Origin of the sequence: Bradyrhizobium sp. AT1, assembly GCF_001590795.1 — a bacterium.
Taxonomy (GTDB): Bacteria; Pseudomonadota; Alphaproteobacteria; order Rhizobiales; family Xanthobacteraceae; genus Bradyrhizobium.
This window is the reverse complement of sequence record NZ_JXDL01000001.1, coordinates 6,716,800-6,740,429: the sequence shown is the minus strand read 5'-3', so window position 1 is coordinate 6,740,429 and position 23,630 is coordinate 6,716,800. Positions and strand designations below refer to the sequence as shown.

Here is a 23,630-nt window from a genome sequence, read left to right as displayed (position 1 = left end):
CTGCAGCTCGTTCCTATTTCTTCTTTGCAGGTCCGAAATCCGGCTGCCAGGCGGCTTCCTTTCGGCTCGGAGCCGCGGCGATGACCTTGGACTTATCCTTCTTCGGCTTCTTGGCTTCGCGATTGCTGCGTTGCTGACCCTTCGCCATGCCGCTCTCCTCTGTTGGTTCAAGTTCGTCGAATTCATCCGCCTGGAGCACCCGTCCGCGCGGGGTGCAGACCCTGACGTCCATGTAGCCGTCGCGCAGCAGCTTTCGAGCAAGGCGTAGCGCGACCGTCGCATTGCCGCGGCCGAGATTGGAGCTGCCGTATTCGTTGGTCCCGCTGACCAGATACGGCACGCGCGTCGGCCTAGCCATTGAGAAGAGCCGCGGCGCACACCAGAAGCAGAAGAAATAACGGAACGATCACCGGCGGCACGATCCATTCCGAGATGTGAACACGCGACATCGAACGCTCCTGCGAAGCCTTCGGCGGGAGTACACGTGCCCCTCAGTCACCGGTCGAAGCCGTTGAGACGTGCGGTGATGGCAGCGACCTTACGCCCGCACTGAAGCGATAGCGAGGGTTAAATGCCTCACCGGCGTCCATCGCGCTGTGACACTGTCGTCGGCGGCGCGGTGACGTTAATGCTGGCTATTGCCGCGCCAGGAGCGCATGCTCGCGGGCAGCCGGCACCGGTTGGGGCTTCACTTGCGAAAGGCAGGCGCGCATGACCATCCGCTCGCGGCGAGAAACCGTCACGTTCAAGCATCCGTTCCGCATGCACGGCATCGACCGGGTCTTGCCGGCCGGAGCCTATGAGGTCGTCACTGACGAGGAGACGATCGAGGGCCTGACTTTCGCCGCCTATCGCCGCATTGCCACAATGATCACCGTGCCCGCCGAAGGCGCGGGCGGCATTATGGAGATGCTGTCGATCGGCTCGATCGATCTTGCGAACGCGCAAGCCGCAGATGCGAGCATCGCCAATGACTGATCATACCGTGGATCTCGACAAGCACCGGGGCATGGCCGCCCAGAAGGCCACCGACCTGCGCCGCGCGCTGGCGGAGGTCGAAGCCAACACCAGAGAGCTGCGCGAGCGCGAGGCCGATCTCGAGCACCGCATGATGACGGTGCCCGCCGCGTCCTGGCCGGAGGCCGCGGTGAAGGCGCGTCATTTGCTCAACCTCTACGCGGCGAGCCTGCCCACTGAAGACACGCGCCACCGCGCGCTGGTGACGGCGCTGTTCGACGATTTCGCCCGGCTGTCGGGGGAGAGCTGAGGCGACGACCGCCGCCTGCATTCCCAACGCGCCATGCGCGGCCAGAACGCAGGCGGCCGGCCGCCGGCAGTGAATTGAGGGGTGCGATCGTGCCTGGCGATCACGCAATGGAGCAAGCCATGACATTGACCAGCGGCCGCTTTATCAGCCACGAATACGACCGGATGATCGTCCGGTTCTCGATGCATGACGGCACCAGGGAAGTTCCTTGCGCCGTCTCGACCTCCGCGATGGATGATCTCGAGCGTGGCCCGCAGGTCAAGCCCGAGCAGCGAGAGGCTCAGTTCACCCGCCTGCGAGATCGCATCGAAGCACGCGCGGCGAGCAAATATCGCGCGACGGAGTTCGAAGGCACGCCGCCGGGCATCGTGCTGCGTGGCATCGATTTCAGGACATAGGGGATGATCGCTGCCAACCCCGAGGTCGTCTCTACTCGGCCTTTGCCTTGATGTCCGGCAAGGGCGGCTTGCGTTCAAAGGGCTTCTTTTTCGGCGGCGCGGGCAGCAATCCCTCTCTGATCGCCTGCTTGCGGGCAAGCTTGCGGGCGCGACGAATGGCTTCAGATTTCTCGCGAGTCTTTCTCTCCGACGGCTTTTCATAGGAACGCCGCTGCTTCATTTCGCGGAAGACGCCCTCGCGCTGCATCTTCTTTTTGAGAACACGGAGCGCCTGGTCAACATTGTTGTCTCTGACGAGTACGTGCAATTGATTCTCCCTGCTGGGGGCTGCGAAAGCGACACGTCCTGCAAGGCAGCCCATTGCGCAGGAGTTTCATTGCGATTTTTGAGGACAGCAGCGGCGACACGCGTCGCGGCCTCGGACGAGCTGATCTGCTTGTCATAGCGATGCAGCTTGGCGGTGTGAACGTGACCACCGACGTGCAGCGCTGTCAATCGCTAACGTCCTGCTTGCGAGGGTGACGGACACAAGGGTGTTGGTCGGGGCAGGCAAAATCCCTCGCAGAAAACAAATCGGCACCGCTCCTTGCAAAATCGTGGAAATCATATATATTGGAGTGGTTCGATTAGCCGCTGTGCCTTGTTGAATGCGCCCGCGGGCTCCTTTTCCAAAGACATCGTCGAAGTTGAAGATAACCGCGTGATTGTCGCGCGGAACGCGCTCGCGCGGTTTGGAGAAGAAGATGACGACAGGTACTGTGAAGTGGTTCAATGGCCAAAAGGGCTTCGGTTTCATTCAGCCGAACGACGGCGGCAGCGATGTGTTCGTGCACATCAGCGCTGTTGAGCGGGCTGGTCTTGCCGGTCTCGGAGAAGGCCAGCAGGTCAATTTCGAGGCCAAGACCGACAAGATGCGCGGTAAGGTCAGCGCCGAGAATCTCTCGCTGGCTTGATATCGTGGCGCCGTTTCACGGATGTACTGAAACGGCCGCCCTGCCCGCTCAATCCCAGGATTGAGCGGGTTTAGTCGTTTACGGAGCCAAGTGAACGATGAGCACCAAGAAATCGGCAGAGCCGTCAGCCGAAAGCATCGCGCGGTCCGATCGTCGGCGCGTGGCCGCTGAAGAGGGAGTGCGAGCCATGGCCGATGCCGAAAGGCAGGCCATCGATGTTCGCAAGAACATGGCGCGGCTGCGAGCGGCGCGTGAGGCCAAGGAAGCGTCTGACGAAGCTGTTCGGCTCGCTTTGCCGACACCGGCGGTCAAGAAGCGCTCGAAGAAGCCGACGCGGTAGTCGTCTGCAAGACGCCGCCGAATTGAAAGGGCCGATCCCATGCCGGAGAGCGCAGATCGTGCTTAGAATCAAACCCGATCACGGAACCATCACCTTCTTCCTCGCGTCCGGCGCAACTCGGCAGATGTGCCAGCTCGCCACGACATTCAACACGCAGAAGCAGGCTTTCAGCTATTTGCAGAGGCATCGAACGGAGTTCGAGCGTATTGCTCGGGCACGGCTTGCCTTGGGAGAGCTCGAAGACGGGGTCGTCGTGCTTTCGATGCTTTAGCCGGAGCGTTCGGGCTGCCCGGGCGCATCGCAGCGATCTCAATTGATCGAGTGAACCCTTTTACCGACGAATATCGCTCTTAACACCGGTCCGTTGGCATCCCGGACATTGACAGCCAAGCCGTCGCTGCTGGCGAGCGGCTCGAGTTGTCTGGCCATGTCGGCAAGCGACAGCGCAGCCTCGACCTCCGCGGCTCGCTGGCTGACCAAATCCAGGCCTTCTTCGTCTACGACGAGCGCTTCACCATCCCAGATGTCGAAGTAGAAGTGCGACATCTAAGGAGTCCTCTCGGACCGGCCTCGTCGTTCGGCCTCTCTCGCCAACCGTTCAGCCTTCAGTCGCTCCCGATTTGACTGGAAAGCCTGTTCCGCTTTCTCGTAGTCGGTCGCCGGCTTCGCCGCGACCTGCTTGAAGTGGCTGTTCGCCTCATCCGCTGCGTGCGATTGGGAATGCCGTCTCATCTCTCGTCCTTTCTGTCTGTGGCGGCGCGAAGTCCTCCGGTGTCGGGGCTTCCGCGTGCTGGCCACTATTCCTGGATCGGCCCGCCGCGTTTGGCTCGATCAATTCGCACACGGTCGAACTCCTTTGGGCCATCGAGCAGATCCTGCTTGCGGATGGCCCGATCGTTCGCCGACGTCGTCGCATCGCCCATTTGATCAATCGTATCGCCGGCCATCTCGCGGGCGCGCAGCTTCTGTCGGTCCCAGTCGGCGTGCGTAAGCCCCAGCTCCACCAAGCGAGCTATTGCCTGGGACAGGCTGGGCCTTTCCTCCTGAAGCGCCATCCATGCCGTGATGGCTCTGAGCAGCGATTGCGAAGGTCGAAAACCTGCCGGTCGAACCAAGGTAGTGGCGTCTTCCGGTCTCTTCGTCGAGCCCATGCATTCTCCAAACTGGCTACGGCGTGGCGCCCCTCCGGCAGATAGCATAGATCAAACCGCTGGCGTTCCGATACGTTCCTATTGGTCGGAAGATCGCCGAAAGGCAGTCACGCCGACCGTCTCACCGCAGCCATGCCGGCCGGTCCCACCTCGAGCCGCCCGAGCATCGCCTTCGCCTGCTCGGCGCAGTGCTCGATCAGCCAGCGCTCGAAGGCGACGGGGGGAAGTGCGGGGGAGTAGAGAAAGCCCTGCACGACGTCGCAGCCGAGCTCGGCCAGCGTCTTGCGCTGACCCTCGGTCTCGACGCCCTCGGCGACGACGGTCATGCCGAGGCCCTGGCCGACGCGCACCACGGCGGTGGCGATCGCGAGCGCGCCGGCGTCACGCTCGATGTCGCGCATGAAACTGCGGTCGATCTTGAGTTCGCGGATCGGCAGATGCGCGAGCCGGCTGAGGCTGGAATAGCCGGTGCCGAAATCGTCCACTGACAACCCGACGCCGAGCTCGCGGATCGCGTTCATCGTCTCGAGCGCGGCGACGCTGTCCTGCATGAACACGCCTTCGGTGATCTCCAGCATCAAGACATCGGCCGGCAGGTCGTATTCGGCGAGGATATCCTTGAGCCGCGCGGCCAACGTGACGTTGCGGAAATTGATCGGCGACAGGTTCACCGAGACGGAGGGAATGTTCAGGCCAGCGCGGCGCCAGCTCGCCATCTGGCGGCAGGCCTCACGCACCGACCACAGGCCGATCTGCTCGATCAGGCCGCACTCCTCGGCAAGCGGGATGAACTTCGCCGGCGAGACGTCGCCGAGCACGGCATCGTGCCAGCGCGACAGCGCCTCGACCCCGTGGATCGCGCCGTCGGAGCTGCGGATCTGCGGCTGGTAACTCAGGCTCAGCGCGCCGTCCCCGATGGCGCGGCGCAGCGCTACGATCAGCGCCAGCCGCTGCTCGGTGAGCCCGTTCATCTCGGCGCTGAAAATGCGATGGGTCGAGCGTCCGGCCTGCTTGGCCATGTACATGGCGGCATCAGCCTGCTGCATCAGCGTGTCGATGTCGGTGGCATGGTCGGGATAGAGGCTGATGCCGATGCTGACCGACATCGGCATCAGCTTCGTTCCGAGCCTCAAGGGGGCGGCCAGCGCTTCGGTGATTCCCGCAGCGACGCGCTCGGCGCCCTCGGCGTTACGCTGCGGCAGCAGGATGACGAACTCGTCGCCGCCGAGCCGTCCCAGCATGTCTTCGGGGCCGATCTGCTCGCGCAGCCGCTGCGCGAGCTGGACCAGCAGCTCGTCGCCGGCGGCGTGACCGAGCGTGTCGTTGACGTCCTTGAAGTGATCGACGTCGAGGAAGGCCAGCGCGATATGGCTGCCGGTCGGGCAGGCATCGATCGCGGTGGTGATCAGGTGCCGCAGCTGCGCGCGGTTCGGCAGGCCGGTGAGGATGTCGTGATAGGCCAGCCGCGCGATCTCGGCGCGCGCCTCCTTGCGCTCGATCGCGAAGGCGCCGAGATTGACGCAGGCGTCGACGATACGCCGGTGCCAATTGCTCGGCGCACGCGGCTCACGATAATAGAAGGCGAAGGTCGCAATGACCCGTCCGTCCTTGGCCTTGACCGGGGTCGACCAGCAGGCGCGCAAGCCGATCCCCATCGGCATCGCCTTGTAGGGCTGCCAGCGCGGATCGGTGTCGAGATCTTCGGCCAGCACCGGCTCGCCGTAGAAGGCGGCGGTGCCGCAGGAGCCGACGTTGGGACCGATGGCGATGCCGTCCAGTGCGCGGGAATACGCCTCGGGCAGGCTGGGACCGCCGAGCGGATGGATCAGGCCCGCGGCATCGACGTGAAGCAGCGAACACACGACATCGGGCGCGATCTCCTCGACGCGGCGACAGAGCCGGTCGGCGATCTCACCGATCGGCACCTCGTCGGCGAGCGCGCCCATGATGAGCTGCTGGAGCGAGCGCAGCTGCTTGGTCTCGGTGATGTCATCGAGCAGCGCGAAGATGTGCTTGACCCGGCCCTTCCTGTCGCGGAAGGCGTCGATCCGCGCGCTGACCCAGATCTCCTCGCCGGTCTTGGTATAGATCAGGACCTCGGCTTCACCGCCCGGACCGCCCTTGATGAGACGCCGTCCGATCGTCGTCAGCGCCTTGCGGTTGGTGTGACGGCCGGCCAGCAGGTCGGTCGCCCGCCGCCCCTCGGCCTCCGCGGCGGAATAGCCGAATAGCGAGGTGAACGCTGCATTGGTGTAGCGGATGTCGAGCTCGGTGTCGGTGATGAGCACGGCGCGGTTGGTCTGGTCCGAGACGGCATCGAGCAGCGCGATCCGCGCCCGGCGTTCCGCTTCGGTGGTCACGTCGCGCGCGAACACGACGCGATGGGTCACCCCGCCGCTCGCGAAGGACGAAAGCGAGACGGCCGCCCGGATCCGGGTGCCGTCGGGCCGCGTGAGGCTGATCTCGTCGCGGAATTCAGCGATCGAATCGTCCTGAAGACACTTCAAGGTGAGAATGTCGGCATCGCAGCCGAGCGCGTCGATGCGCGCGAGCTTCCAGATCCGCTCCGCGCCGGCGTTGAAATGCGTGATGCGACGCGCGCTGTCGACGATGACAATAGCGTCGTCGACGTGTTCCAGCGCGGCCAGCAACACGTCGGGAGTTTCAGTCACAAGACAATCGGAGGCGGACATCGATGGACCCGGGAGCATCGGGAAGAAGCGGCAATCGACCCGAAGCTAACGCTCCGATGGTGTCCAAGACGTTTTTGCAATCCCTCTCCGCGCCGACGAAGCCGCGACATGCTTAACGTTCAGCGAAAGACGCGCAGGTAATGCGGTGTGTTAGGAACTCACTCCGCGGCGCGGTCCTGAAGCTTGTGCAGCCGGCCGGCCACGGCCCGCACCTTGCGCGGCGCGGCCTGCCAGATCGAGAGCGCCGACAATCCGCTCACGACCATCGCGATGCCGAAGGCGAGCGTGTAGTCGCCGGCGCGATCGTAGAGCAAGCCGGTCACCCACGGTCCGGCCGCGCCGCCCGCCAGCGCCGCCAGCATGATCGTGCCGAAAATGCTGCCCTGATGCCTGCCCTGGAAAATCTCGAACACCACCGCGCCCATGATCGAGGTGAGGCCGTAGCCGAGCGCGCCTTGCGCAAACACCATGAGATACACGAGCCAGAACGACGGCTGGACCTTCAGTGCCATCAGCGCCGCAAAGCAGATCGCAAAGCCGGCACAGCTGATCGCCCGCACCCATTCCCGCCCTATCCGGTCGGAGACGTGGCCGAGCAGGATCTGGCCGGGAATGCCGAGCAGGCTGACGGTGCCGAGCGCCCACACCGCGACGGAAGGGCTGAAGCCGATGTCGAGCAGGAATTTCGTCTGGTGCACCTGCACCGCATACCAGATGTACAGGCCTGAGAAATAGCCGACCGAGATCCACCAGAAACGCGCAGTGGCGATGGCACGCTTGAGCGTCCAGTCGGTATTGACCCAATCGGGATCGACAATGTTGGAGACCGGTTGGACGCCGCCCACGGCCGGGGCGGCATCGCCGTCGGGTTCGAGGCCGATGTCCTGCGGACGCTTGTGCAGCAGCAAATTGATCGGCGCCAGCACGATCAGGACCAGCAGCCCCATCGCCGTACAGGCGGTGCGCCAGCCGGTCTGCTCGATCATGTGCTGCACCCACGGCAGCAGCGTCACCGAGCCGATGCCGACGCCGGCAAAGGCGATGCCGATGGCGAAGCCGCGTTTGCGGATGAACCAGTTCGGCAGGAACAGCGACTGGCCCGAATAGCCGAGACACACCGAGCCGGCACCGACCATGACGCCGATGGTGACATAGAGATGCCAGGGCGTGCTGGTGAGCGGGGCCAGCAGCAGCCCGCCGCCCATCAACACGACCCCGAGCTCCATCACCGCACGCGGGCCGGCACGATCCATCAGGCGGCCGATCAGCGGGCTGACCACACCCGACACCACGAAGCCGAAGGAGAAGGCGCCGGCAGTGACACCACGCTCCCAGCCGAATTCGGAGATGATGGGAGGAAAGAACAGTGAAAAGGCGGTACGCGCGTTGACGCCGATGGCCATGGTGACGAAGGTCACGGCAACCACGACCCAGCCGTAGAAGAACGGAAGCCGCATGATGTTATTGTTTCACCCCTAGATAGGCCTACCGACCATCTGAGGTTGTCCGGGTCAAGCGTTTTTCGCGCGATGCCTGCTTGGGTGCGTAACGCTCGGAAATGATGGAGGCATGGCAGCCGGTTGCGCCGCGGTCATCTTTAGACGCCCGCCGGTCAAGCGGCGTCGCGCCGCGAGGATTTGACCGGCGCATCGAACAGGATGCGCTCGATCGGGTGCGGGCGGCCGAACAGATAGCCTTGTGCAAAATTGACGCCGAGCGCTTTCAGCCGATCGAACTCCTCGCGGGTCTCGACGCCCTCGGCGGTGACCGACATGTCGAGCCCGCGCGCCAGCGTCACGATGGACGAGATGATGGCGGAAGAGCGCGGCTGATGCGTGAGGTTGCGGATGAACGACTTGTCGATCTTGATCTTGTCGAACGGGAACGCCGTCAGATAGCTGAGCGAGGAATAGCCGGTGCCGAAATCGTCGAGCGCGAGCTCGATGCCGAGCTGCTTCAACCGCTGCATGAAGGCATGGTTCTCGCTGCCGCGCTCCAGCAGCACGGATTCGGTGATCTCGATCTCCAGTCGCTGCGGCGGCAATCCGGAATCGGTGAGCGCCGCACAGATCATTTCGAACAGCTCGGCCTCCTTGAACTGGATCGGCGACAGATTGACGGCGACCGAGAGGTGTGACGGCCAGCCGGCCGCATCCGCGCAGGCGCGCCGCAGCACGAATTCCCCGAGCGGCACGATCAGCCCGGTCTCCTCCGCAAGCGGAATGAACTGGTCCGGCGGGATCAGGCCGCGTGTCGGATGCCGCCAGCGCACCAACGCCTCGAAACCGCGGCGCTCGCCGCTGAGCGCGTCGACGAACGGCTGGTAGTGCACCTCCAGCTGGCACCGCGCGATGGCATCGCGCAGATCGCCCTCCAGGGTGTTGCGAGCCTCCAGCTCGGCCGACATCGCCTCGTCGTAGATGGTGAAGCAGTTGCGGCCCGCCGATTTCGAACGATAGAGCGCAAGATCCGCCTTCTTCAGCAGCTGTTCCTGATCGCGGCCGTGATCCGGCGCGATGGCGATGCCGATGCTGGTGCCGATCTCGACGCGGTGACCGGGCAGGAGGAACGGTTCGGTCAGGAGCTTGGCGATCCGCGCCGCCAGCTCGGTCGAGCAGGCGCGCTGATCCTGGCACCGCTCCTGGATGATGGCGAATTCGTCGCCGCCGAGCCGTGCCAGCACGTCGCTGGCGCGCACGGCCGATTTCAGCCGCTGCGCCACCTGGCGCAGCAGCGCGTCACCGGCGCCGTGACCGAGGGAGTCGTTGACGTTCTTGAAGCGGTCGAGGTCGAGCATCAGGATCGAGAAGGTCGGCCCGCCGTCCTCCAGCCGGCCATTGAGCTCGTCGAGCCGGGCGAGGAAGAAGGCGCGGTTCGGCAGGCCGGTCAGGGTGTCGGTCTGGGCGAGCTCGAGCACTCGCCGGTTGGCCAGCGACAGCCGCCGCGAATTGCGGCTCGCCAGCATGAGATAGGTCGACAGCGACAGCGTCAGCAGCATGCCGACGATCAGCACCGTGCCCGCGCGATCGTAGGTCGTCTCCAGCGGACCGCCGGCAGTCGGAACCGCCCGCACCTGCCAATCGGTGTCGCCGATCCTGAGACTTCCCGACCAGTGCAGCGCCCGCGCGACGTCCCGCATCGACTGCGGCGCCGTCGCTGCCGACGAATAGTCCGGCAGCATCTGCTCCAGGCTGACGATCTGCGCGGTGAAGGGCGGATAGACGTTCATGCTGACCGCGGGGCTTGCCCCGGTGGTCACGCGAATGGCCTGGATCAGCAGCGGCAGGTCGAAGATGCCGACCACGAAACCGGCGAGATTGCGGCGCCGGTCGGCGACCGTCTCCCGCGAGGTTCCCTTGGCGTAGACGGGAACGGCAACGAGGATATCGGGCAGCCGGCCCCCCTCCCTCGGCTCGAACAGGCGCGTGCGAATGGCTGCGACCTTGTCGTTGTCGCGCGCACGCTCAAGGACCGTGCGGCGCTCCGGAACGGTGGCGTAGTCCATACCGTAGACCGCCGAGGTCTTCGGCTGGGTCGAGTAGAACACTGGAAAATATTCGTCGCTTTGCGGCGCAGTCGCGAAGGCTTCACCCTGGAGCGACTTGATGCGATAGCCGGAAACGCCGTCCGTGATCGCTAAGGCCTCGTATTCGGTGCGCTCCTTGCGGTTGACGCGCGGCAGCCAGGCGATGCGCAGCATGCCGGGATGGCGCTCGAACAGGCGGGCGCTGAAGGTTTCGAATTCACTGCGGGTGACTTCGTCGTTGGTCGATTCGAACAGCGTGCGCAGCGCGAGGAGCCGGGAGATGTACTCGCCCATGCCGTTCTGCATGACAATCGCTTCGGTTTCGGCGGCGTTCTCGAACTCGATCCTGTTGACGCGATCTTCCCACCGCGCCACGGCGGCCGCGCCCACCACCGAGAACAGAAGGCCGACGCCGGCCGCGACGAGCGCAGGGCGATAGAGTCCGAGCAGCGGCGCGGTACGCCACCATCCGGTCGCACGCCTCCGATCCTGATCGTTCTGATCGCGATCGCCCATCTTGAAAGCCGCTGTCCCCTATCTGCGACGAACCGAACCTCTGGTTGAGGCACCGGCGGGGCTATCGGAACAAGACCGCGGTTAAGAACTGCACAATTTCGGAACCCGAGCGTTATGCAACGCGTGAATTAGTTAATGAACTGCGTGAATGAGCCGGCAGAGTGGAAACAAGCTGCCGGTTTTGCCCGGAGTACTACGGGCTGCGGACACGCCGTCGGTTAGCGAGCTATTCAGGCTGCCGGGGATATCTTGCACGGGACTTCTTCCATCCATCCGGCAGAATCTTCCGATGCATCGATTTCGATCAGCGACATCCGTCGTCCTGACCATCGTGCTCCTGACCACGACCATGCTCGCGGCCAAAGCCGACGAGGCCGGCGTCAGCGAGGATGCGATTCTGTTCGGCCAGGCCGCCGCACTGGAAGGCCCCTCCTCCGCGCTCGGACAGCGCATGCGGCAAGGCATCGTCGCGGCGTTCAACGAGATCAACGCCAAGGGCGGCGTCAACGGCCGCAAGCTCCAGCTCATCAGCCGCGATGACGGCTACGACCCCGACCGTTCGGTGGCCCAGACGCTGCACCTGATCGAGGACGACAAGGTGTTCGCGCTGATCGGCGCGGTGGGCACGCCGACCGCGATGGCGACAATCCCGATCACCAGCGCCAGGAACGTTCCGTTCATCGGCCCCTTCAGCGGCGCGGAATTCCTGCGCGACCTCGAACTTGCGAACGTCGTCAACATCCGCGCGAGCTATGGTGCGGAGGCCGAAGCGTGGATCAAGCACCTCACCGAGGACCGCCACTTCACCCGCATCGGCATCTTCTATCAGGACGATTCCTTCGGCCGCGACGGTCTGACCGGTGTGAAGCGCGCGCTCGCCAAGCGCGGCCTGGAGCTTGCCGCCGAAGGCACCTTCGAGCGCAACACCCGCGCGGTCACGGCCGCCTGGCGGATGATCAAGCGCGCCGAACCCGAGGCCATCGTGATGGTCGGGACCTATGGTCCCTGCGCGGAGTTCATCAAGCTCGCGCACCGCAGCGGCTTCTATCCAACCTTCGTCAACATCTCCTTCGTCGGTGCCAACGCGCTTGCCAAGGAACTGGGCCCGGAAGGTGAAGGCGTCATCGTCTCGCAGGTCGTGCCGTTTCCCTGGGATCGCTCGCTCAAGCTGGTCGCCGACTATCAGGCGGCGCAGAAGGCGTTCGACCCGACGCTGACGCCGGACTTCGTATCGCTGGAGGGCTATCTCTCCGGCCGCCTTGCGGCCGCGGCGCTGGAACAGGCCGGGCCGAAGCCGACGCGCGCAAGCCTGCTCCGCGCCATCAACGATGTCGGCCGTTTCGACATCAGCGGCAGCACCGTCACCGTCGGCACGCGCATGATCGACACGCCGCCGAAGGTGTTTTTGACGGTGATCCAGAAGGACGGGACCTTCAAGGCGGTCGACCGGCTTTAGGGCCTTCGCGTCCAGCGCTCGGCGTTGACGGCGCCCGGCGGGACCTCGCCTTTGACGATCGCCTCGACCTGCCGCACCGTTTCCAGCGACTGATATTCGATCGCCTGCGGCGTCAGCCCGCCGACATGCGGGGTCGCGATGACATTGGGGAGCTTCGCCAGCTCCGGTGTCGGCATCTGGTCGGGCGCGCGGCCGACATCCATCGCCGCGCCGGCGATGCGGTTTTCGCGCAGCGCCCTCGCGAGCGCCGCTTCGTCGACGAGATTGCCACGCGAGAGATTGATGAACACGGCATGCTTTTGCATCCGCGCGAGCGCCCCATCCCCGATCAGATTCTCGGTCTGCTCGTTGGCGATGGCGAGGCAGACGACATAGTCCGATGCTGCGAGCAGCTCGTCCAGACCGACGTGCCTGATCGCGCCGTCGCTGACTTCAGCGAAGGGATCGGCGACCAGCACCTCCATGCGCAACACCTTTGCCACTTCGGCAAGGTATCGCCCGATGCTGCCATAACCGATGATGCCGAGCCTGCTGCCGGCGAGCTGACGGCCCATCCGTGCCTCTACCTTGCGACCGGCCTGGTAGTCCGCCGTGGTTCGCGACACGCCGCGGGAGAGATCGACCATGAAGCCCAGCGCGAGCTCGGCGACCGCCTGCACGAAGCCGGGCCCGGCGCGGGTCACGAGCACGCCGGCGTCGGAAGCCGCGTCCACATTGACGTTACGGATATCGACGGCACAGCGGACGAAGGCCCGCAGACGCGGCAGCTGCGCAAAGATCTCGCCGCGCCCTTCCGTCATGCGGTCGGCGACGATGATGTCGACGTCCTTCGCCGCGCGCACGAGCCCGGCCGCATCGAGCGGATCGTCCCCCTCATGCAGGATCACCTCCGCGGCCGCGCGAAGACCGTTCAGGCTGCGATCGCCGTAGTAGTTGCGCCGCATCTCCGGCGTATGCGCGAGCAGGACCTTCACGACATCTCTCCTTCAATAGCCGAATGCTCGCGGCAGCGCTGTGCTCAGCCATGGGACGAAGGCGATGACGAGCAGGCAGAGGAACAGGAGGCCAAGATAACCCATGATCGGCTTCACCGTCTGCTCGATCGGCACGTTGCCGATCAGGCAGGCACCGTAGAGCCCGAGCCCGAGCGGCGGCGCGAACAGTCCGATGCCCATGGCAATGACCAGCACGACGCCGAAATGCAGGGGATCGACGCCGAGCTGCACGGCCACCGGCAGCAGCAAAGGCCCGAAGATGATGAGGGCGGCGGCGCCCTCCAGCACCGAGCCCATCACGATCAGCACGGCAATGGCGAGAAGGATAAAGAGCCAGACGCCTGAGGTCTTGGAGAGCCCCAGCATGAAGTCGCCGACTGCGTGCGGCACCTGCTGCAGGGTCAGCGTGAACGCGAGCGACTGCGCGGCGGCGACGATGAACAGCACAAGCCCCGCGCGCGTCGCGGCCTGCACGAAACTGTGCGCCGCCGATTTGAAGCTGAGCTCGCGGAACACCACGCTGCCGACAACGAGCGCATAGGCCACCGCAAAGGCCGAGATTTCGGTCGCGGTGGCAAAACCGCTCTTGAAGCCGAAGAAGATCATGAAGATCAGGCCGAACGAGGCGATCGCGCCGCTCCACAGGCCCGACACCGGCATCTGTGGCTCGACCTCCTCAACTTGCACCGGCCGCTTGCCGAAGATGATGGACACCGCGATCAGCACAGACGCCATCAGCGCCGACGGCAACAGGCCGGCGACGAACAGGCCACCGATCGACAGATTGGCGACGAACCCGAGAATGATCAGGTTGATGCATGGCGGAATGGTCTCCGCCATCACAGCGGAGGCCGCGAGCAGAGCCACCGCGCCGCCCGGATTCTGCTTCGAGCGGCGCGCGGCCGGAATCAGCACCGAGCCGACCGCGGCGACGTCGGCCATCTTCGAGCCCGATATCCCCGAGAACAGCACCATGGACGCCACCATCACGACGTTCAACCCGCCGCGCATGCGCCCTACCGCGCGCTGCAGCAGCTCGATCAGGCGCAACGACATGCCGTTGGCTTCCATGAGGTAGCCGACGAGAATGAAGAAGGGGATCGCCAGCAGCACGAAATTGTCGATGCCGCGCGCCATCTGCTGGGCGAAGATGACGCCCGGCAGCGCCCCCTCGACCCAGATGAAAACAAGCGCCGCCAGCGCCAGCGCAAAACCGATCGGCAAGCCGCCGAACAGGGTTGCGAAGAAGCCGATCAGCATCAAGGTGCCGGCCGACGGCACCGAGGACGGCGACAGATAATCCCAGGCGAGATATAGGCCGGTCACGACGATGATCGCGGCGAGCCCCCTCACGATGTCCGGGAATGGGCGTGCGCAGAGATGATCGATTGCGAACACCGTCATGAACAGCGCGCCGACGCCCATGGGATAGAAGGTCAGCTCCAGCGGCAGGCCCGAGCCTGTGGTCTGGCCTGCGGTGAGCGAACCCAGCTTGATGGCGTTGGTGGCGACGTATCCCGAAATCAGCACGATCAGAAGGGCGCTCGCGGCGTCGACCAGCGCGCGCAGCCGCACCGGCAAGAGGTCGCGAAAGAATGCGACGCCGACATTCTCGCCGCGCGCGAGTGCACTCGCCGCGCCGAAGAAGGCCGAGCCGACCATCAGCCCGCGCGCGACGTCATCAGACCATTCGACCGGCGCGTTGAAGAAGAAGCGCAGCAGCACGGAGGCGCAGACCACGACGAGGTCGGCGGCGAGCAGGGTGGCCGCGATCGCATCGCTGGCACGCAGCAGCAGGGCAATGCTGCCGTGGCGACCGCCCGAGACGGGCACGGCGGCTGTGATGGTCATTTCAGGCTTGAGTCGCGCGGATGATGTCGATGACGGCCTTGGAGTCCGGCCGCGCCTTGATGAAGTTCTCGTGCTGCGGCGCCACACGCTTTTTGAACGCCTCGCGGTCGCATTCGGCCACCGTCACGCCCTTCTCGGTCAAGGCCGCCAGCGCTTCCTTCTCGACCGCAAGCCCATGGGCGCGGGTGTCGGCCGCGGCCTTCTTCGCGGCATCGAGGAAGCCCTCGCGCAGCTTCGGATCCATGCGGTTGTAGGTCATGTCGCTGAAGTAGATCGCGAGCGGCGAGAAATTGTGCTGCGTCAGCGCATAGAATTTCGACGTCTCGAAGAACTTGCTGGCGAGGATCGTCGGCGGATCGTGCTCGAGACCGTCGAGCACGCCGGCCTGCAAGGCCGTGTAGATTTCGCCGAACGCCAGCGGCGTCGCGGCGGCCCCCATCAGCCGCAGGCATTCGGTGATGACGGGGTTGGGCAGCGTCCTGATCTTGAGGCCGGCGAGATCCTCCGGCGTCTTCACCGGCTTCTTCGCCAGCACGCTGCGCGAGCCGAAATTATAGGCCCAGGCGATGATGCGGATGTTGCCGCCCTTGAGCAGCGCGTCCTCGATCGGCTTGGCGGCGCCGGCATCGAACGCCTTGGTCTGCTGCGGAAAGCTCGAGAACAGGAACCCGAGGTCGAAGGTGCCGACCAGCGGCACCAGATTGGCCGAGATCGACGAGCCCGACACCATGAGGTCGATGACGCCGAGCTTCACCGAGTTGATGACGTCGATCTCCTGGCCGAGTTGGTTGTCGGGGAAGAAGGCGACCTCGATCTGCTCGCCGAGCCCATTCCCCTTCAGGTTCTTGACGAGGTTGTCGTAGTAGACGCGGCCGTTGGCGAATTTGGCATCGTTCGGCAGCGAGGAGGAGCATTTCAGCTTCAGCGTCGCGGCTTCGGCGCGGCCGATGATGGCGGGGGAGAGCACGAGACCGGCGGTGACCGCCGCCGATGACTTGATGAACGCGCGACGGTTCACGGGCACGATGGTCATGGTGCGGCTTCTCCCACATTGTCTTTTTTGTTCGCCGCGGTCGTTGCCCCGGCCTGTTGCGTCAACTGTATGGCCAAAGCAACGGCACAGGCAAGCGTGAGGGTCAGTCGCCGCAGAGCGGCACGGCGTGCGCACAACCGTCCGCAAGCGCGGCGGAGCGACGACGAATCCCCTGATATTTGCGAGGCGGATCGGTCTGCGACCGCATCCGCGCAACGCGCGCGGTCACGAGAGCCGACATCGATCCAATTGGCGCATGGATCAATGCGCGATTCACATGGATGGACCCAGAACGATGCCTTCTCCGGGCAGACACCCTGCCCCATTTTGCCGCACGGCGAACGTGATCCAGCGCACAGACGGACAGATGGCGGCCCCCTAGAAAAAGTGACATCATCGCGCGTATTGCCGTTGGAGGTGACATCATGCGCCGTCCAGTCTTTTCGAGTTTGCTTCTTGCATCCGGTCTTCTTGCGTTCGCACAGGTGATGATTCCGACGGAGGCCGCCGCCGAAGCGCGGCTCGCGCTGGTGATCGGCCAGTCCGCCTATCGCACGGTGCCGGAACTGCCCAACGCCGCCAATGACGCCAAGGGCATGACCGAGCTGCTCGGCAGTGCCGGCTTCACCGTCACCACGGCCGCCAATCTGGCACAGAACGAGATGCGCGCGGCGATCTCTGATTTCGCCGGCAAGGTCAGCGCCAGTGGCGCCGACACCGTCGCGCTGGTGTTCTATGCCGGCCACGGCCTGCAGATCGACGGCGAGAACTATCTCGTTCCCGTCGATCTCGATCCCAAGCGCGAGGCCGACATTCCGCTGCAGGGTGTGCGACTGAACGATCTGCTCAACACGCTCGGCGCGCTGCCGACGCGGGCGCGCATCTTCATGCTCGATGCCTGCCGCAACAATCCGTTCCCGGCGCTCAGCGGTGCCGGCCACGGCCTGGCGATCGTCGACACCAAGGCCGGTGCGCCCGGCTCCTTCATTTCCTATTCGACCTCGCCCGGCGCAGAAGCCGAGGACGGCTCCGGCATCGACAGCCCCTACACCACCGCAGCCCTCACCGTCGCCAAGCAGCCGAACCTTCCGATCGAGGAGGTGTTCAAACGCATCCGGGTCGCCGTCGCGCAATCGACCGACGGACGACAGATTCCCTGGGAAAGCTCCTCGCTGACCACCGACTTCAAGTTCTTCGGCGAGAGCAGCGGCAGCACGCCCGCTCTTCCCGGCGCGTCAGCGATGGCGCTTGCCGGCGGCACGCGCAGTGTCGAGGACTGGCGCAAGGAATTGCAGGGCAAGCCGGCCATGGTCGCCTACGAGCTCGTCATTACCGACGACACCGTGCCGGCCTATCAGGCCTATATCGAGCTGTATGCGCAGGACACCCGCACACCGCGCGTGCGCACAGTGCTGGAACGGCGGCGCCAGATGCTGGCCTGGGAGCGTGCGACCGCGATCAACACCCGCGCTTCGTTCGAGGCTTATCTCGCCAACTGGGACAACAGCGACCTCGCCGCGACCGCGCGCCGGCTGCTGCTGCGCGTGCAGAACCGCAATTATGGCGTACCTGTCGCCGCCGCGACGACCCCGGTTGCCGTCGCGATGGCCCCGACCTGCCCGTGCTCGACGCCTCAGGCGCCGGCAACGCCGATCAATCCGAGCGTCGCGCCCGTGATCAAGAAGCGCGTCGACGACACGCCGCCGAAGCGGAAAGTCGTCGAGACGCCGCCGAAGCGCCGGCCGCCGCCCGAGGAAGTGGTCTACGAGCGCGCGCCGCCTCCGGGGCCGCCGCCCGGCGCCGTGATGCAGGGCATCGGCATTGGTATCGGAATCGGGATGGGAATGGGCGGCCGCGGCGGCGGCGACCATTATCGCGGCGACAACCGCAGATACTGAGTCGATCCGGCATCAGCATCGCACCGGCTCGCGCCCCCCGCGCGAGCCGGTTCTATTGCGATAGCGCCGGATGATCCCGCTCGATGGCTTCCCGGACCCAGCCGGCCTGGATCGCGCGAAACAGGATCTGCGCCGTCTTGAGATCGCCAGCCTTCATGCAGAGATCGACGATGCGGCGCACCGCGTCGTCGCGCATCAGCTCGTCGGAGATCTTCATCGCCATTTCCATCGCGACGCGGGCCGCGCGATCATAGCGTTCGCGCTCTCCGGCCTGCGCGGGTTCGGCCGCGCTCGCGGAGGCGGCATCGCAGATCGCGCGAATTCGCTCGGCGGCATCGATGTCACCGAGCGGTCCTTCGATCGCTTCGTCCCAGATGTCCCGTCGCGTCTTTCGCGCGAACCAGCGCATTGCCCGCTCCGTAGCTGATGGAGCGAGCATAAACGGCGCATCGCCTGCGCGCTACGCCTCGGGCACGATCTTGCCGGGGTTGAAGATGTTGAGCGGATCGAGCGCCCGCTTCAGCGCCCGCATCGCATCGAGCGCTTCCGGGCCGAGCTCGGCTTTGAGGTACTTCTGCTTGCCCTGACCGATGCCGTGCTCGCCGGTGCAGGTGCCGTCCATCGCCTGCGCGCGCTCGACCAGGCGATGCATGAACTCCTCGCCGCGCGCCATCTCGTCGGCATCGTTGGTGTCGCAGACCAGCGAACAGTGGAAATTACCGTCGCCGACATGGCCGACGATCGGCGACAGCAGATTGAGGCGCTTCAGATCTTCCTCGGTTTCGCCGACGCATTCGGCAAGCCGCGAGATCGGCACGCAGACGTCGGTCGCGACCACGCCGATGCTGTCTCCGGGCCGCAGCGCCTTCACGGACCAATAGGCATCGTGCCGCGCTTGCCACAGCTTGGTGCGGTCCTCCGGCTTGGTGGTCCAGGAGAAATCGCCGCCGCCGCAATCCTTTGCTATCTCGCCGAACGCCTTGGACTGCTCGGCGACCTCGATTTCGCTGCCGTGGAATTCCATCAGCAGCAGCGGCGTCTCCGGCAGCGTCAGCTTCGAATAGGCGTTGCAGGCCTTCACCTGCGCGGCGTTGAGCAGCTCGATGCGTGCCACGGGAATGCCGGTCTGGATCGCCAGGATCACGGCCTGACAGGCCCCATGCACGGTCTCGAACGACACCGCGCCGGCCGCGATCGTGTCGGGGATGCCGCGCAGGCGAATGGTCAATTCCGAGATGACGCCGAGCGTGCCTTCGGCGCCGATGAACAGATGTGTCAGGTCGTAGCCCGCCGACGACTTCTTGGCGCGCGTGCCCGTCGTGATGATCTCGCCGTCGCCGCGCACCACCTTCAGCGCCAGCACGCTGTCGCGCATGGTGCCGTAGCGCACCGCATTGGTGCCGGAAGCGCGGGTCGAGGCCATACCGCCGAGCGAGGCGTCCGCGCCGGGATCGATCGGGAAGAACAGGCCCTGGTCGCGCAGATGCTCGTTGAGCGCCTTGCGGGTCACGCCGGGCTGGATCACGCAGTCGAGGTCCTCGGCATGCACCGCGAGCACCTTGTTCATGTCGCGCAAATCGATCGAGATACCGCCGGCGGGCGCGTTGACCTGGCCCTCGAGCGAGGTGCCGGTGCCAAAGGCGATGACGGGGACGCCGTTCTTGGCGCAGATCCGCACCACGTCCTGGATGTCGGCGGTCTCCTGCGCCATCACCACGCCGTCGGGCGGCTGGTTGGGGATCCAGGTGGTGGTATGGCCGTGCTGTTCGCGTACGGCCTGCGAGGTGATGAGGCGGTTGCCGAAGCGGGCGGCGAGCTGCTCCAGCGCGCTTGCGAGGGCTTTCGGCTCCGGCCGCGGCGGATTATTGGTGATGGTCGTACCCACGGAATTCCTCCCGACAGAAGAACCGTGGCAAAGGACATAAAGCCGGTCAAGTCAAGCGACCGGACGCATAGCTTGGGAAGGAAACATGCCGGAGACTGCCGCCTCGACGCCCAAAGCAGAGCCGTTCCGCGCCTCGATCATGCAGATCGAGCCGCAATGGATCGACTATAACGGCCATCTCAACATGGCCTATTACAACGTGATGTTCGACCGTGCGATCGACCAGATCTGGGCCGAGCTCGGCATCGGGCCGGCTTACATGAAGGAGCGCGGCGGCTCGACCTTCACCGCCGAATGCCATGTGCGGTATTTGCGCGAGATTCACCTCGGCGACCCCGTACAGGTCTCGGTCTGGCTGCTGGAGGCCGACGACAAGCGGCTGCACACATTCCAGGAGTTGCGGCACGCGACCGAGGGTTGGCTGTCGGCCACCTCGGAAAACATGTCGCTGCATATCGACATGGGCTCACGCAAGGTGGCGACTTTCCCGCCCGACATCCGCGAGCGCATTGCGACCGTGGTCAAGGCCCATAGCGCTGTGCCCAGGCCCGAGGGCATCGGCCGGAACGTGGCGATGCCTTCGAAGAAATAGCAATTCGGCTGCCGCCGCCGCTTGTGGTTCACCTCTCCCCGTCGGGGAGGGGTGGGCACACTCACTCGCTATATCCTGGTGCGGCCGCGGGCCAGGCCGACCACGGCCGAGACCAGGAACAGGACGACCGCGATGAAGAAGATGATCTTGGCGATCTCGATCGAGGCGCCGGCGATGCCGCCGAAGCCCAGGATGCCGGCGATCAGTGCGATAACCAGAAACGTCACAACCCAGCCAAGCATGGTCAAACCCTCGTCTTGATGTTGTCTGCGTCGGCGCGGTGGGCCGCGCCACTTGCCCAGACAATCCTAAGGCGGGAACGATTGTTCCCTCCCGCGCGGGGAGGAAATTCGCTGGGTTGGTCGGAACAAATCGGCCTGCCGCGCACGTGGAAAACCTCGTTCCGCCGCCCCATATAGCCATCAATCCCTGTTAGAAGGCTCCCTTCCGCCTCCCCGCGGTGCCATCGTGGGGCCAAATGATTCGCATGACCGAGCCGAGCAAGATCACCTCCCAGAACGTCCCCGACCACCAGCCCGCAGCCGGCGGCATCGCCGCGCGTGCGCGCGCCTCCGTGGGCCCGAAATACCTCTCCGGGCTCAATCCGGAGCAGCGCGAGGCGGTGGAGACGCTGGACGGTCCGGTTCTGGTGCTGGCCGGCGCCGGCACCGGCAAGACGCGCGTGCTGACCACGCGCATCGCCCATATCCTGAGCCAGGGCCGCGCCCGCCCCGCCGAGATCCTGTCGGTGACCTTCACCAACAAGGCCGCGCGCGAGATGAAGCACCGGCTCGGGCAGATGCTCGGCCACGCCGTCGAGGGCATGCCGTGGCTCGGCACCTTCCATTCCATCGGCGGCCGCATCCTGCGCGTTCATGCCGAGCTGGCGCAGCTCAAGTCGAACTTCACCGTGCTCGACGTCGACGATCAGGTCCGGCTCCTGAAGCAACTGCTGCAGGCCGACAACATCGACGACAAGCGCTGGCCGGCGCGCATGCTCGCCGGCCTGATCGACGGCTGGAAGAACCGCGGCCTGATGCCCTCGCAGGTGCCCTCGGGCGAAGCTGCCATGTTCGCCAACGGCAAGGGCGGCAAGCTTTATGCGAGCTATCAGGAGCGGCTGAAGATCCTGAACGCAGCGGATTTCGGCGATCTGCTGCTGGAGAATATCCGCATCTTCCGCGAGCACCCGGATATTTTGCGGCAGTACCAGCAGCGCTTCAAGTTTATCCTGGTCGACGAGTACCAAGACACCAACGTCGCACAATATCTGTGGCTGCGGCTGTTGTCGCAGGCGCCGGCTTCCAGTTCGTCATTGCCGGGCTTGCCCCGGCAATCCATCGATTCTTTGCCAGACGGATCACCGGGTCTCGACGCTTCGCGTCGGCCCGGTGACGACGAGCAAGATGATGCAGCCCCTGTTCTCGTCAGCGAAAAGGCTCACGTCAAAAACATCTGCTGCGTCGGCGACGACGACCAGTCGATCTATGGCTGGCGCGGCGCCGAGGTCGACAACATCCTGCGCTTCGACCACGATTTCCCCGGCGCCAAGGTCATTCGCCTGGAGCGCAACTACCGCTCGACCGGCCACATCCTCGCCGCCGCCTCGCATCTGATCGCGCATAACGAAGGCCGGCTCGGCAAGACGCTGCGCACCGAGGATCAGGACGGCGAGAAGGTCACCGTCACGGGCTCGTGGGATTCGGAAGAGGAAGCCCGCGGCATCGGCGAGGAGATCGAGCAGATCCAGCGCCGCGGCGAGAAGCTGAACGAGGTCGCCATTCTCGTTCGCGCCTCCTACCAGATGCGCGAGTTCGAAGACCGCTTCGTCACGCTCGGCCTGCCCTACCGCGTCATCGGCGGCCCGCGCTTCTACGAGCGCGCCGAGATCCGCGACGCACTGGCCTATCTGCGCGTCATCAACTCCCCGGCCGACGACCTCGCCTTCGAGCGCATCGTCAACGTGCCGAAGCGAGGCCTCGGCGATGCCACCGTGCAGATGCTGCACGACCATGCCCGCAAGCGCCGCATTCCCCTGTTCGAAGCGGCCCGCGCGGTGGTCGAGACCGACGAGCTGAAGCCCAAGGCGCGCGGCTCGCTGCGCGACGTCGTCGCCCAGTTCGACCGCTGGCGCGCCCAGCGCGAAGTCACCGCCCACACCGATCTCGCCCAGATCGTGCTCGACGAGAGCGGCTATACCGAGATGTGGCAGAAGGACCGCTCCGCCGACGCCGCGGGCCGGCTGGAGAACCTCAAGGAGCTGGTGCGGTCGATGGAGGAGTTCGAGAACCTGCAAGGATTCCTCGAACACATCTCGCTGGTGATGGACCGCGACAGCGGCGCCGACGAGGACGCAGTGTCGCTGATGACGCTGCATTCGGCCAAGGGACTCGAATTCGACAACGTCTTCCTGCCGGGCTGGGAGGAAGGCCTGTTTCCGAGCCAACGCACGCTGGACGAACAGGGCCGCGCCGGTCTGGAAGAAGAGCGCCGGCTCGGCCATGTCGGCCTGACCCGCGCCCGCCGCCGCGCCATGATCTATTTCGCGACCAACCGGCGCATCCACGGCACCTGGTCGACCACGATCCCGTCGCGCTTCCTCGACGAATTGCCGGCGGCCAATGTCGAGATCACCGAATCCAAAGGCGGCTCGGCCTGGGGCGGCACCGGCGGCTATGGCGCTTCGCGTTTCGACGACATGGAGGCGTTCGGCTCGACCTATTCGACGCCGGGCTGGCAGCGCGCCCAGGCCAACCGCAACCGCGGCGGTGGCCGCAATGGCGGCGGCCGAAGCGGCGGCTTCGAGGAAGAGGCCGCGACGTTCTCATCCTCCTCATCATCCGGCCCCGATTTCGGCAGCTTCTCCTCCCGCCGCCGCGGTCCCCTGACCATCGAGGGCGAGCTGGTCGCCAAATCCACCGGCACGACCTCCGAATTCTCGCTCGAAGACCGCGTCTTCCACCAGAAATTCGGCTACGGCCGCGTCACCAAGATCGACGGCAACAAGCTCACCATCGCCTTCGACAAGGCCGGCGAGAAGAAGGTCGTGGACAGTTTCGTGCAGCGGGCGTGAGGC

Annotated in this window: 23 protein-coding genes; 10 read left to right on the top strand and 13 right to left on the bottom strand. The window is 65.1% G+C overall.

Going from position 1 to position 23,630, the window contains the following annotated elements; translation table 11 throughout:
* Positions 1 to 13 precede the first annotated feature (13 nt).
* Positions 14 to 358, bottom strand: a complete 345-nt coding sequence (locus SE92_RS36860; RefSeq protein WP_198172977.1) for a hypothetical protein — start codon at positions 356 to 358, stop codon at positions 14 to 16.
* A 353-nt stretch (positions 359 to 711) separates the two neighbouring features.
* Here SE92_RS36860 and SE92_RS31275 point away from each other — a divergent pair, with 353 nt between their 5' ends.
* The 3 genes from SE92_RS31275 to SE92_RS31265 all read left to right on the top strand — a co-directional run bounded on the left by SE92_RS31275 (position 712) and on the right by SE92_RS31265 (position 1,665).
* Positions 712 to 978 (top strand): hypothetical protein, encoded by a 267-nt coding sequence (locus tag SE92_RS31275; RefSeq protein ID WP_063202257.1) that lies wholly within the window; start codon positions 712 to 714, stop codon positions 976 to 978.
* Complete coding sequence (locus SE92_RS31270) at positions 971 to 1,267, top strand: hypothetical protein (RefSeq protein WP_063202255.1); 297 nt, start codon at positions 971 to 973, stop codon at positions 1,265 to 1,267. The genes SE92_RS31275 and SE92_RS31270 overlap by 8 nt, the downstream gene beginning before the upstream one ends.
* Positions 1,268 to 1,386: 119 nt before the next feature.
* Entirely contained in the window at positions 1,387 to 1,665 is a 279-nt protein-coding gene (locus SE92_RS31265; protein WP_063203859.1) for a DUF1488 family protein, read from the top strand.
* Positions 1,666 to 1,696: 31 nt separating this feature from the next.
* Here the strand turns inward: SE92_RS31265 and rpsU are convergent, their stop codons facing one another.
* Complete coding sequence (gene rpsU / locus SE92_RS31260; RefSeq protein ID WP_063202253.1) at positions 1,697 to 1,972, bottom strand: 30S ribosomal protein S21; 276 nt, start codon at positions 1,970 to 1,972, stop codon at positions 1,697 to 1,699.
* Positions 1,973 to 2,408: 436 nt separating this feature from the next.
* Here rpsU and SE92_RS31255 point away from each other — a divergent pair, with 436 nt between their 5' ends.
* The 3 genes from SE92_RS31255 to SE92_RS37290 all read left to right on the top strand — a co-directional run bounded on the left by SE92_RS31255 (position 2,409) and on the right by SE92_RS37290 (position 3,229).
* Entirely contained in the window at positions 2,409 to 2,618 is a 210-nt protein-coding gene (locus SE92_RS31255) for a cold-shock protein (protein ID WP_063203858.1), read from the top strand.
* Positions 2,619 to 2,715: 97 nt separating this feature from the next.
* Positions 2,716 to 2,958 (top strand): hypothetical protein, encoded by a 243-nt coding sequence (locus SE92_RS31250; RefSeq protein WP_063202251.1) that lies wholly within the window; start codon positions 2,716 to 2,718, stop codon positions 2,956 to 2,958.
* 58 nt (positions 2,959 to 3,016) lie between these two features.
* Complete coding sequence (locus tag SE92_RS37290) at positions 3,017 to 3,229, top strand: hypothetical protein (RefSeq protein WP_063202249.1); 213 nt, start codon at positions 3,017 to 3,019, stop codon at positions 3,227 to 3,229.
* Positions 3,230 to 3,267: 38 nt separating this feature from the next.
* Here the strand turns inward: SE92_RS37290 and SE92_RS31240 are convergent, their stop codons facing one another.
* From SE92_RS31240 to SE92_RS31215, 5 genes are all read right to left on the bottom strand, one after another.
* On the bottom strand, positions 3,268 to 3,504 hold the full coding sequence (locus tag SE92_RS31240) for a DUF6894 family protein (protein WP_063202247.1): 237 nt from the start codon (positions 3,502 to 3,504) through the stop codon (positions 3,268 to 3,270).
* A 251-nt stretch (positions 3,505 to 3,755) separates the two neighbouring features.
* A complete protein-coding gene (locus SE92_RS31230; RefSeq protein ID WP_157095764.1) occupies positions 3,756 to 4,109 on the bottom strand; it encodes a hypothetical protein in 354 nt (117 codons plus the stop codon).
* Positions 4,110 to 4,216: 107 nt separating this feature from the next.
* Positions 4,217 to 6,802 (bottom strand): EAL domain-containing protein, encoded by a 2,586-nt coding sequence (locus SE92_RS31225; protein ID WP_063202241.1) that lies wholly within the window; start codon positions 6,800 to 6,802, stop codon positions 4,217 to 4,219.
* Positions 6,803 to 6,960: 158 nt separating this feature from the next.
* Complete coding sequence (locus SE92_RS31220; RefSeq protein WP_063202239.1) at positions 6,961 to 8,259, bottom strand: MFS transporter; 1,299 nt, start codon at positions 8,257 to 8,259, stop codon at positions 6,961 to 6,963.
* A gap of 155 nt (positions 8,260 to 8,414) precedes the next feature.
* Entirely contained in the window at positions 8,415 to 10,844 is a 2,430-nt protein-coding gene (locus SE92_RS31215) for a bifunctional diguanylate cyclase/phosphodiesterase (protein ID WP_063202237.1), read from the bottom strand.
* 289 nt (positions 10,845 to 11,133) lie between these two features.
* Between SE92_RS31215 and SE92_RS31210 the strand changes: the two genes are divergently transcribed.
* Positions 11,134 to 12,300: an ABC transporter substrate-binding protein gene (locus tag SE92_RS31210; protein WP_063202235.1), complete on the top strand. Its 1,167-nt coding sequence runs from the start codon at positions 11,134 to 11,136 to the stop codon at positions 12,298 to 12,300.
* On the opposite strand, the gene SE92_RS31205 is transcribed toward SE92_RS31210, so the two are convergent.
* From SE92_RS31205 to SE92_RS31195, 3 genes are read right to left on the bottom strand one after another with little or no spacing between them, the layout of a single operon-like run.
* Positions 12,297 to 13,274, bottom strand: coding sequence for a hydroxyacid dehydrogenase (locus SE92_RS31205; RefSeq protein ID WP_063202233.1), 978 nt, complete (start codon positions 13,272 to 13,274; stop codon positions 12,297 to 12,299). The two genes, SE92_RS31210 and SE92_RS31205, sit on opposite strands and share 4 nt — an antisense overlap.
* Positions 13,275 to 13,286: 12 nt before the next feature.
* The gene (locus tag SE92_RS31200) at positions 13,287 to 15,146 is read right to left on the bottom strand and encodes a TRAP transporter large permease (RefSeq protein ID WP_157095762.1); all 1,860 of its coding nucleotides are present in this window, start codon (positions 15,144 to 15,146) and stop codon (positions 13,287 to 13,289) included.
* 1 nt (position 15,147) lies between these two features.
* Positions 15,148 to 16,179 carry a TRAP transporter substrate-binding protein gene (locus tag SE92_RS31195; protein ID WP_063202231.1) on the bottom strand — a complete coding sequence of 344 codons (1,032 nt, stop codon included), beginning with the start codon at positions 16,177 to 16,179 and terminating at the stop codon, positions 15,148 to 15,150.
* Between the two features lie 425 nt (positions 16,180 to 16,604).
* Here SE92_RS31195 and SE92_RS31190 point away from each other — a divergent pair, with 425 nt between their 5' ends.
* Positions 16,605 to 18,077, top strand: coding sequence for a caspase family protein (locus SE92_RS31190; RefSeq protein WP_063202228.1), 1,473 nt, complete (start codon positions 16,605 to 16,607; stop codon positions 18,075 to 18,077).
* Between the two features lie 52 nt (positions 18,078 to 18,129).
* Here the strand turns inward: SE92_RS31190 and SE92_RS31185 are convergent, their stop codons facing one another.
* Both SE92_RS31185 and SE92_RS31180 read right to left on the bottom strand, forming a co-directional pair.
* Complete coding sequence (locus SE92_RS31185; protein ID WP_063202226.1) at positions 18,130 to 18,486, bottom strand: hypothetical protein; 357 nt, start codon at positions 18,484 to 18,486, stop codon at positions 18,130 to 18,132.
* 51 nt (positions 18,487 to 18,537) lie between these two features.
* Positions 18,538 to 19,962 (bottom strand): FAD-binding oxidoreductase, encoded by a 1,425-nt coding sequence (locus SE92_RS31180; protein ID WP_063202224.1) that lies wholly within the window; start codon positions 19,960 to 19,962, stop codon positions 18,538 to 18,540.
* An 85-nt stretch (positions 19,963 to 20,047) separates the two neighbouring features.
* Here SE92_RS31180 and SE92_RS31175 point away from each other — a divergent pair, with 85 nt between their 5' ends.
* Positions 20,048 to 20,554 (top strand): thioesterase family protein, encoded by a 507-nt coding sequence (locus tag SE92_RS31175; protein ID WP_063202221.1) that lies wholly within the window; start codon positions 20,048 to 20,050, stop codon positions 20,552 to 20,554.
* Positions 20,555 to 20,622: 68 nt separating this feature from the next.
* Here the strand turns inward: SE92_RS31175 and SE92_RS35245 are convergent, their stop codons facing one another.
* Positions 20,623 to 20,796 (bottom strand): DUF1328 domain-containing protein, encoded by a 174-nt coding sequence (locus tag SE92_RS35245; RefSeq protein ID WP_011089300.1) that lies wholly within the window; start codon positions 20,794 to 20,796, stop codon positions 20,623 to 20,625.
* 236 nt (positions 20,797 to 21,032) lie between these two features.
* On the opposite strand from SE92_RS35245, the gene SE92_RS31170 reads away from it, so the two are divergent.
* Positions 21,033 to 23,627, top strand: a complete 2,595-nt coding sequence (locus tag SE92_RS31170) for an ATP-dependent helicase (protein WP_063202218.1) — start codon at positions 21,033 to 21,035, stop codon at positions 23,625 to 23,627.
* Positions 23,628 to 23,630: the final 3 nt, after the last annotated feature.

Coding starts and splice junctions, on each gene's coding strand:
- SE92_RS35245 (WP_011089300.1), bottom strand. CDS start 20,796: ATGCTTGGCTGGGTTGTGACGTTTCTGGTTATCGCACTGATCGCCGGC.
- SE92_RS31255 (WP_063203858.1), top strand. CDS start 2,409: ATGACGACAGGTACTGTGAAGTGGTTCAATGGCCAAAAGGGCTTCGGT.
- SE92_RS31270 (WP_063202255.1), top strand. CDS start 971: ATGACTGATCATACCGTGGATCTCGACAAGCACCGGGGCATGGCCGCC.
- SE92_RS31240 (WP_063202247.1), bottom strand. CDS start 3,504: ATGTCGCACTTCTACTTCGACATCTGGGATGGTGAAGCGCTCGTCGTA.
- SE92_RS31225 (WP_063202241.1), bottom strand. CDS start 6,802: ATGTCCGCCTCCGATTGTCTTGTGACTGAAACTCCCGACGTGTTGCTG.
- SE92_RS31190 (WP_063202228.1), top strand. CDS start 16,605: ATGCGCCGTCCAGTCTTTTCGAGTTTGCTTCTTGCATCCGGTCTTCTT.
- SE92_RS31200 (WP_157095762.1), bottom strand. CDS start 15,146: ATGACCATCACAGCCGCCGTGCCCGTCTCGGGCGGTCGCCACGGCAGC.
- SE92_RS31230 (WP_157095764.1), bottom strand. CDS start 4,109: ATGGGCTCGACGAAGAGACCGGAAGACGCCACTACCTTGGTTCGACCG.
- SE92_RS31275 (WP_063202257.1), top strand. CDS start 712: ATGACCATCCGCTCGCGGCGAGAAACCGTCACGTTCAAGCATCCGTTC.
- SE92_RS31215 (WP_063202237.1), bottom strand. CDS start 10,844: ATGGGCGATCGCGATCAGAACGATCAGGATCGGAGGCGTGCGACCGGA.
- SE92_RS31265 (WP_063203859.1), top strand. CDS start 1,387: ATGACATTGACCAGCGGCCGCTTTATCAGCCACGAATACGACCGGATG.
- SE92_RS31185 (WP_063202226.1), bottom strand. CDS start 18,486: ATGCGCTGGTTCGCGCGAAAGACGCGACGGGACATCTGGGACGAAGCG.
- SE92_RS31250 (WP_063202251.1), top strand. CDS start 2,716: ATGAGCACCAAGAAATCGGCAGAGCCGTCAGCCGAAAGCATCGCGCGG.
- SE92_RS31220 (WP_063202239.1), bottom strand. CDS start 8,259: ATGCGGCTTCCGTTCTTCTACGGCTGGGTCGTGGTTGCCGTGACCTTC.
- SE92_RS31210 (WP_063202235.1), top strand. CDS start 11,134: ATGCATCGATTTCGATCAGCGACATCCGTCGTCCTGACCATCGTGCTC.
- SE92_RS36860 (WP_198172977.1), bottom strand. CDS start 358: ATGGCTAGGCCGACGCGCGTGCCGTATCTGGTCAGCGGGACCAACGAA.
- SE92_RS31175 (WP_063202221.1), top strand. CDS start 20,048: ATGCCGGAGACTGCCGCCTCGACGCCCAAAGCAGAGCCGTTCCGCGCC.
- SE92_RS31195 (WP_063202231.1), bottom strand. CDS start 16,179: ATGACCATCGTGCCCGTGAACCGTCGCGCGTTCATCAAGTCATCGGCG.
- SE92_RS31170 (WP_063202218.1), top strand. CDS start 21,033: ATGATTCGCATGACCGAGCCGAGCAAGATCACCTCCCAGAACGTCCCC.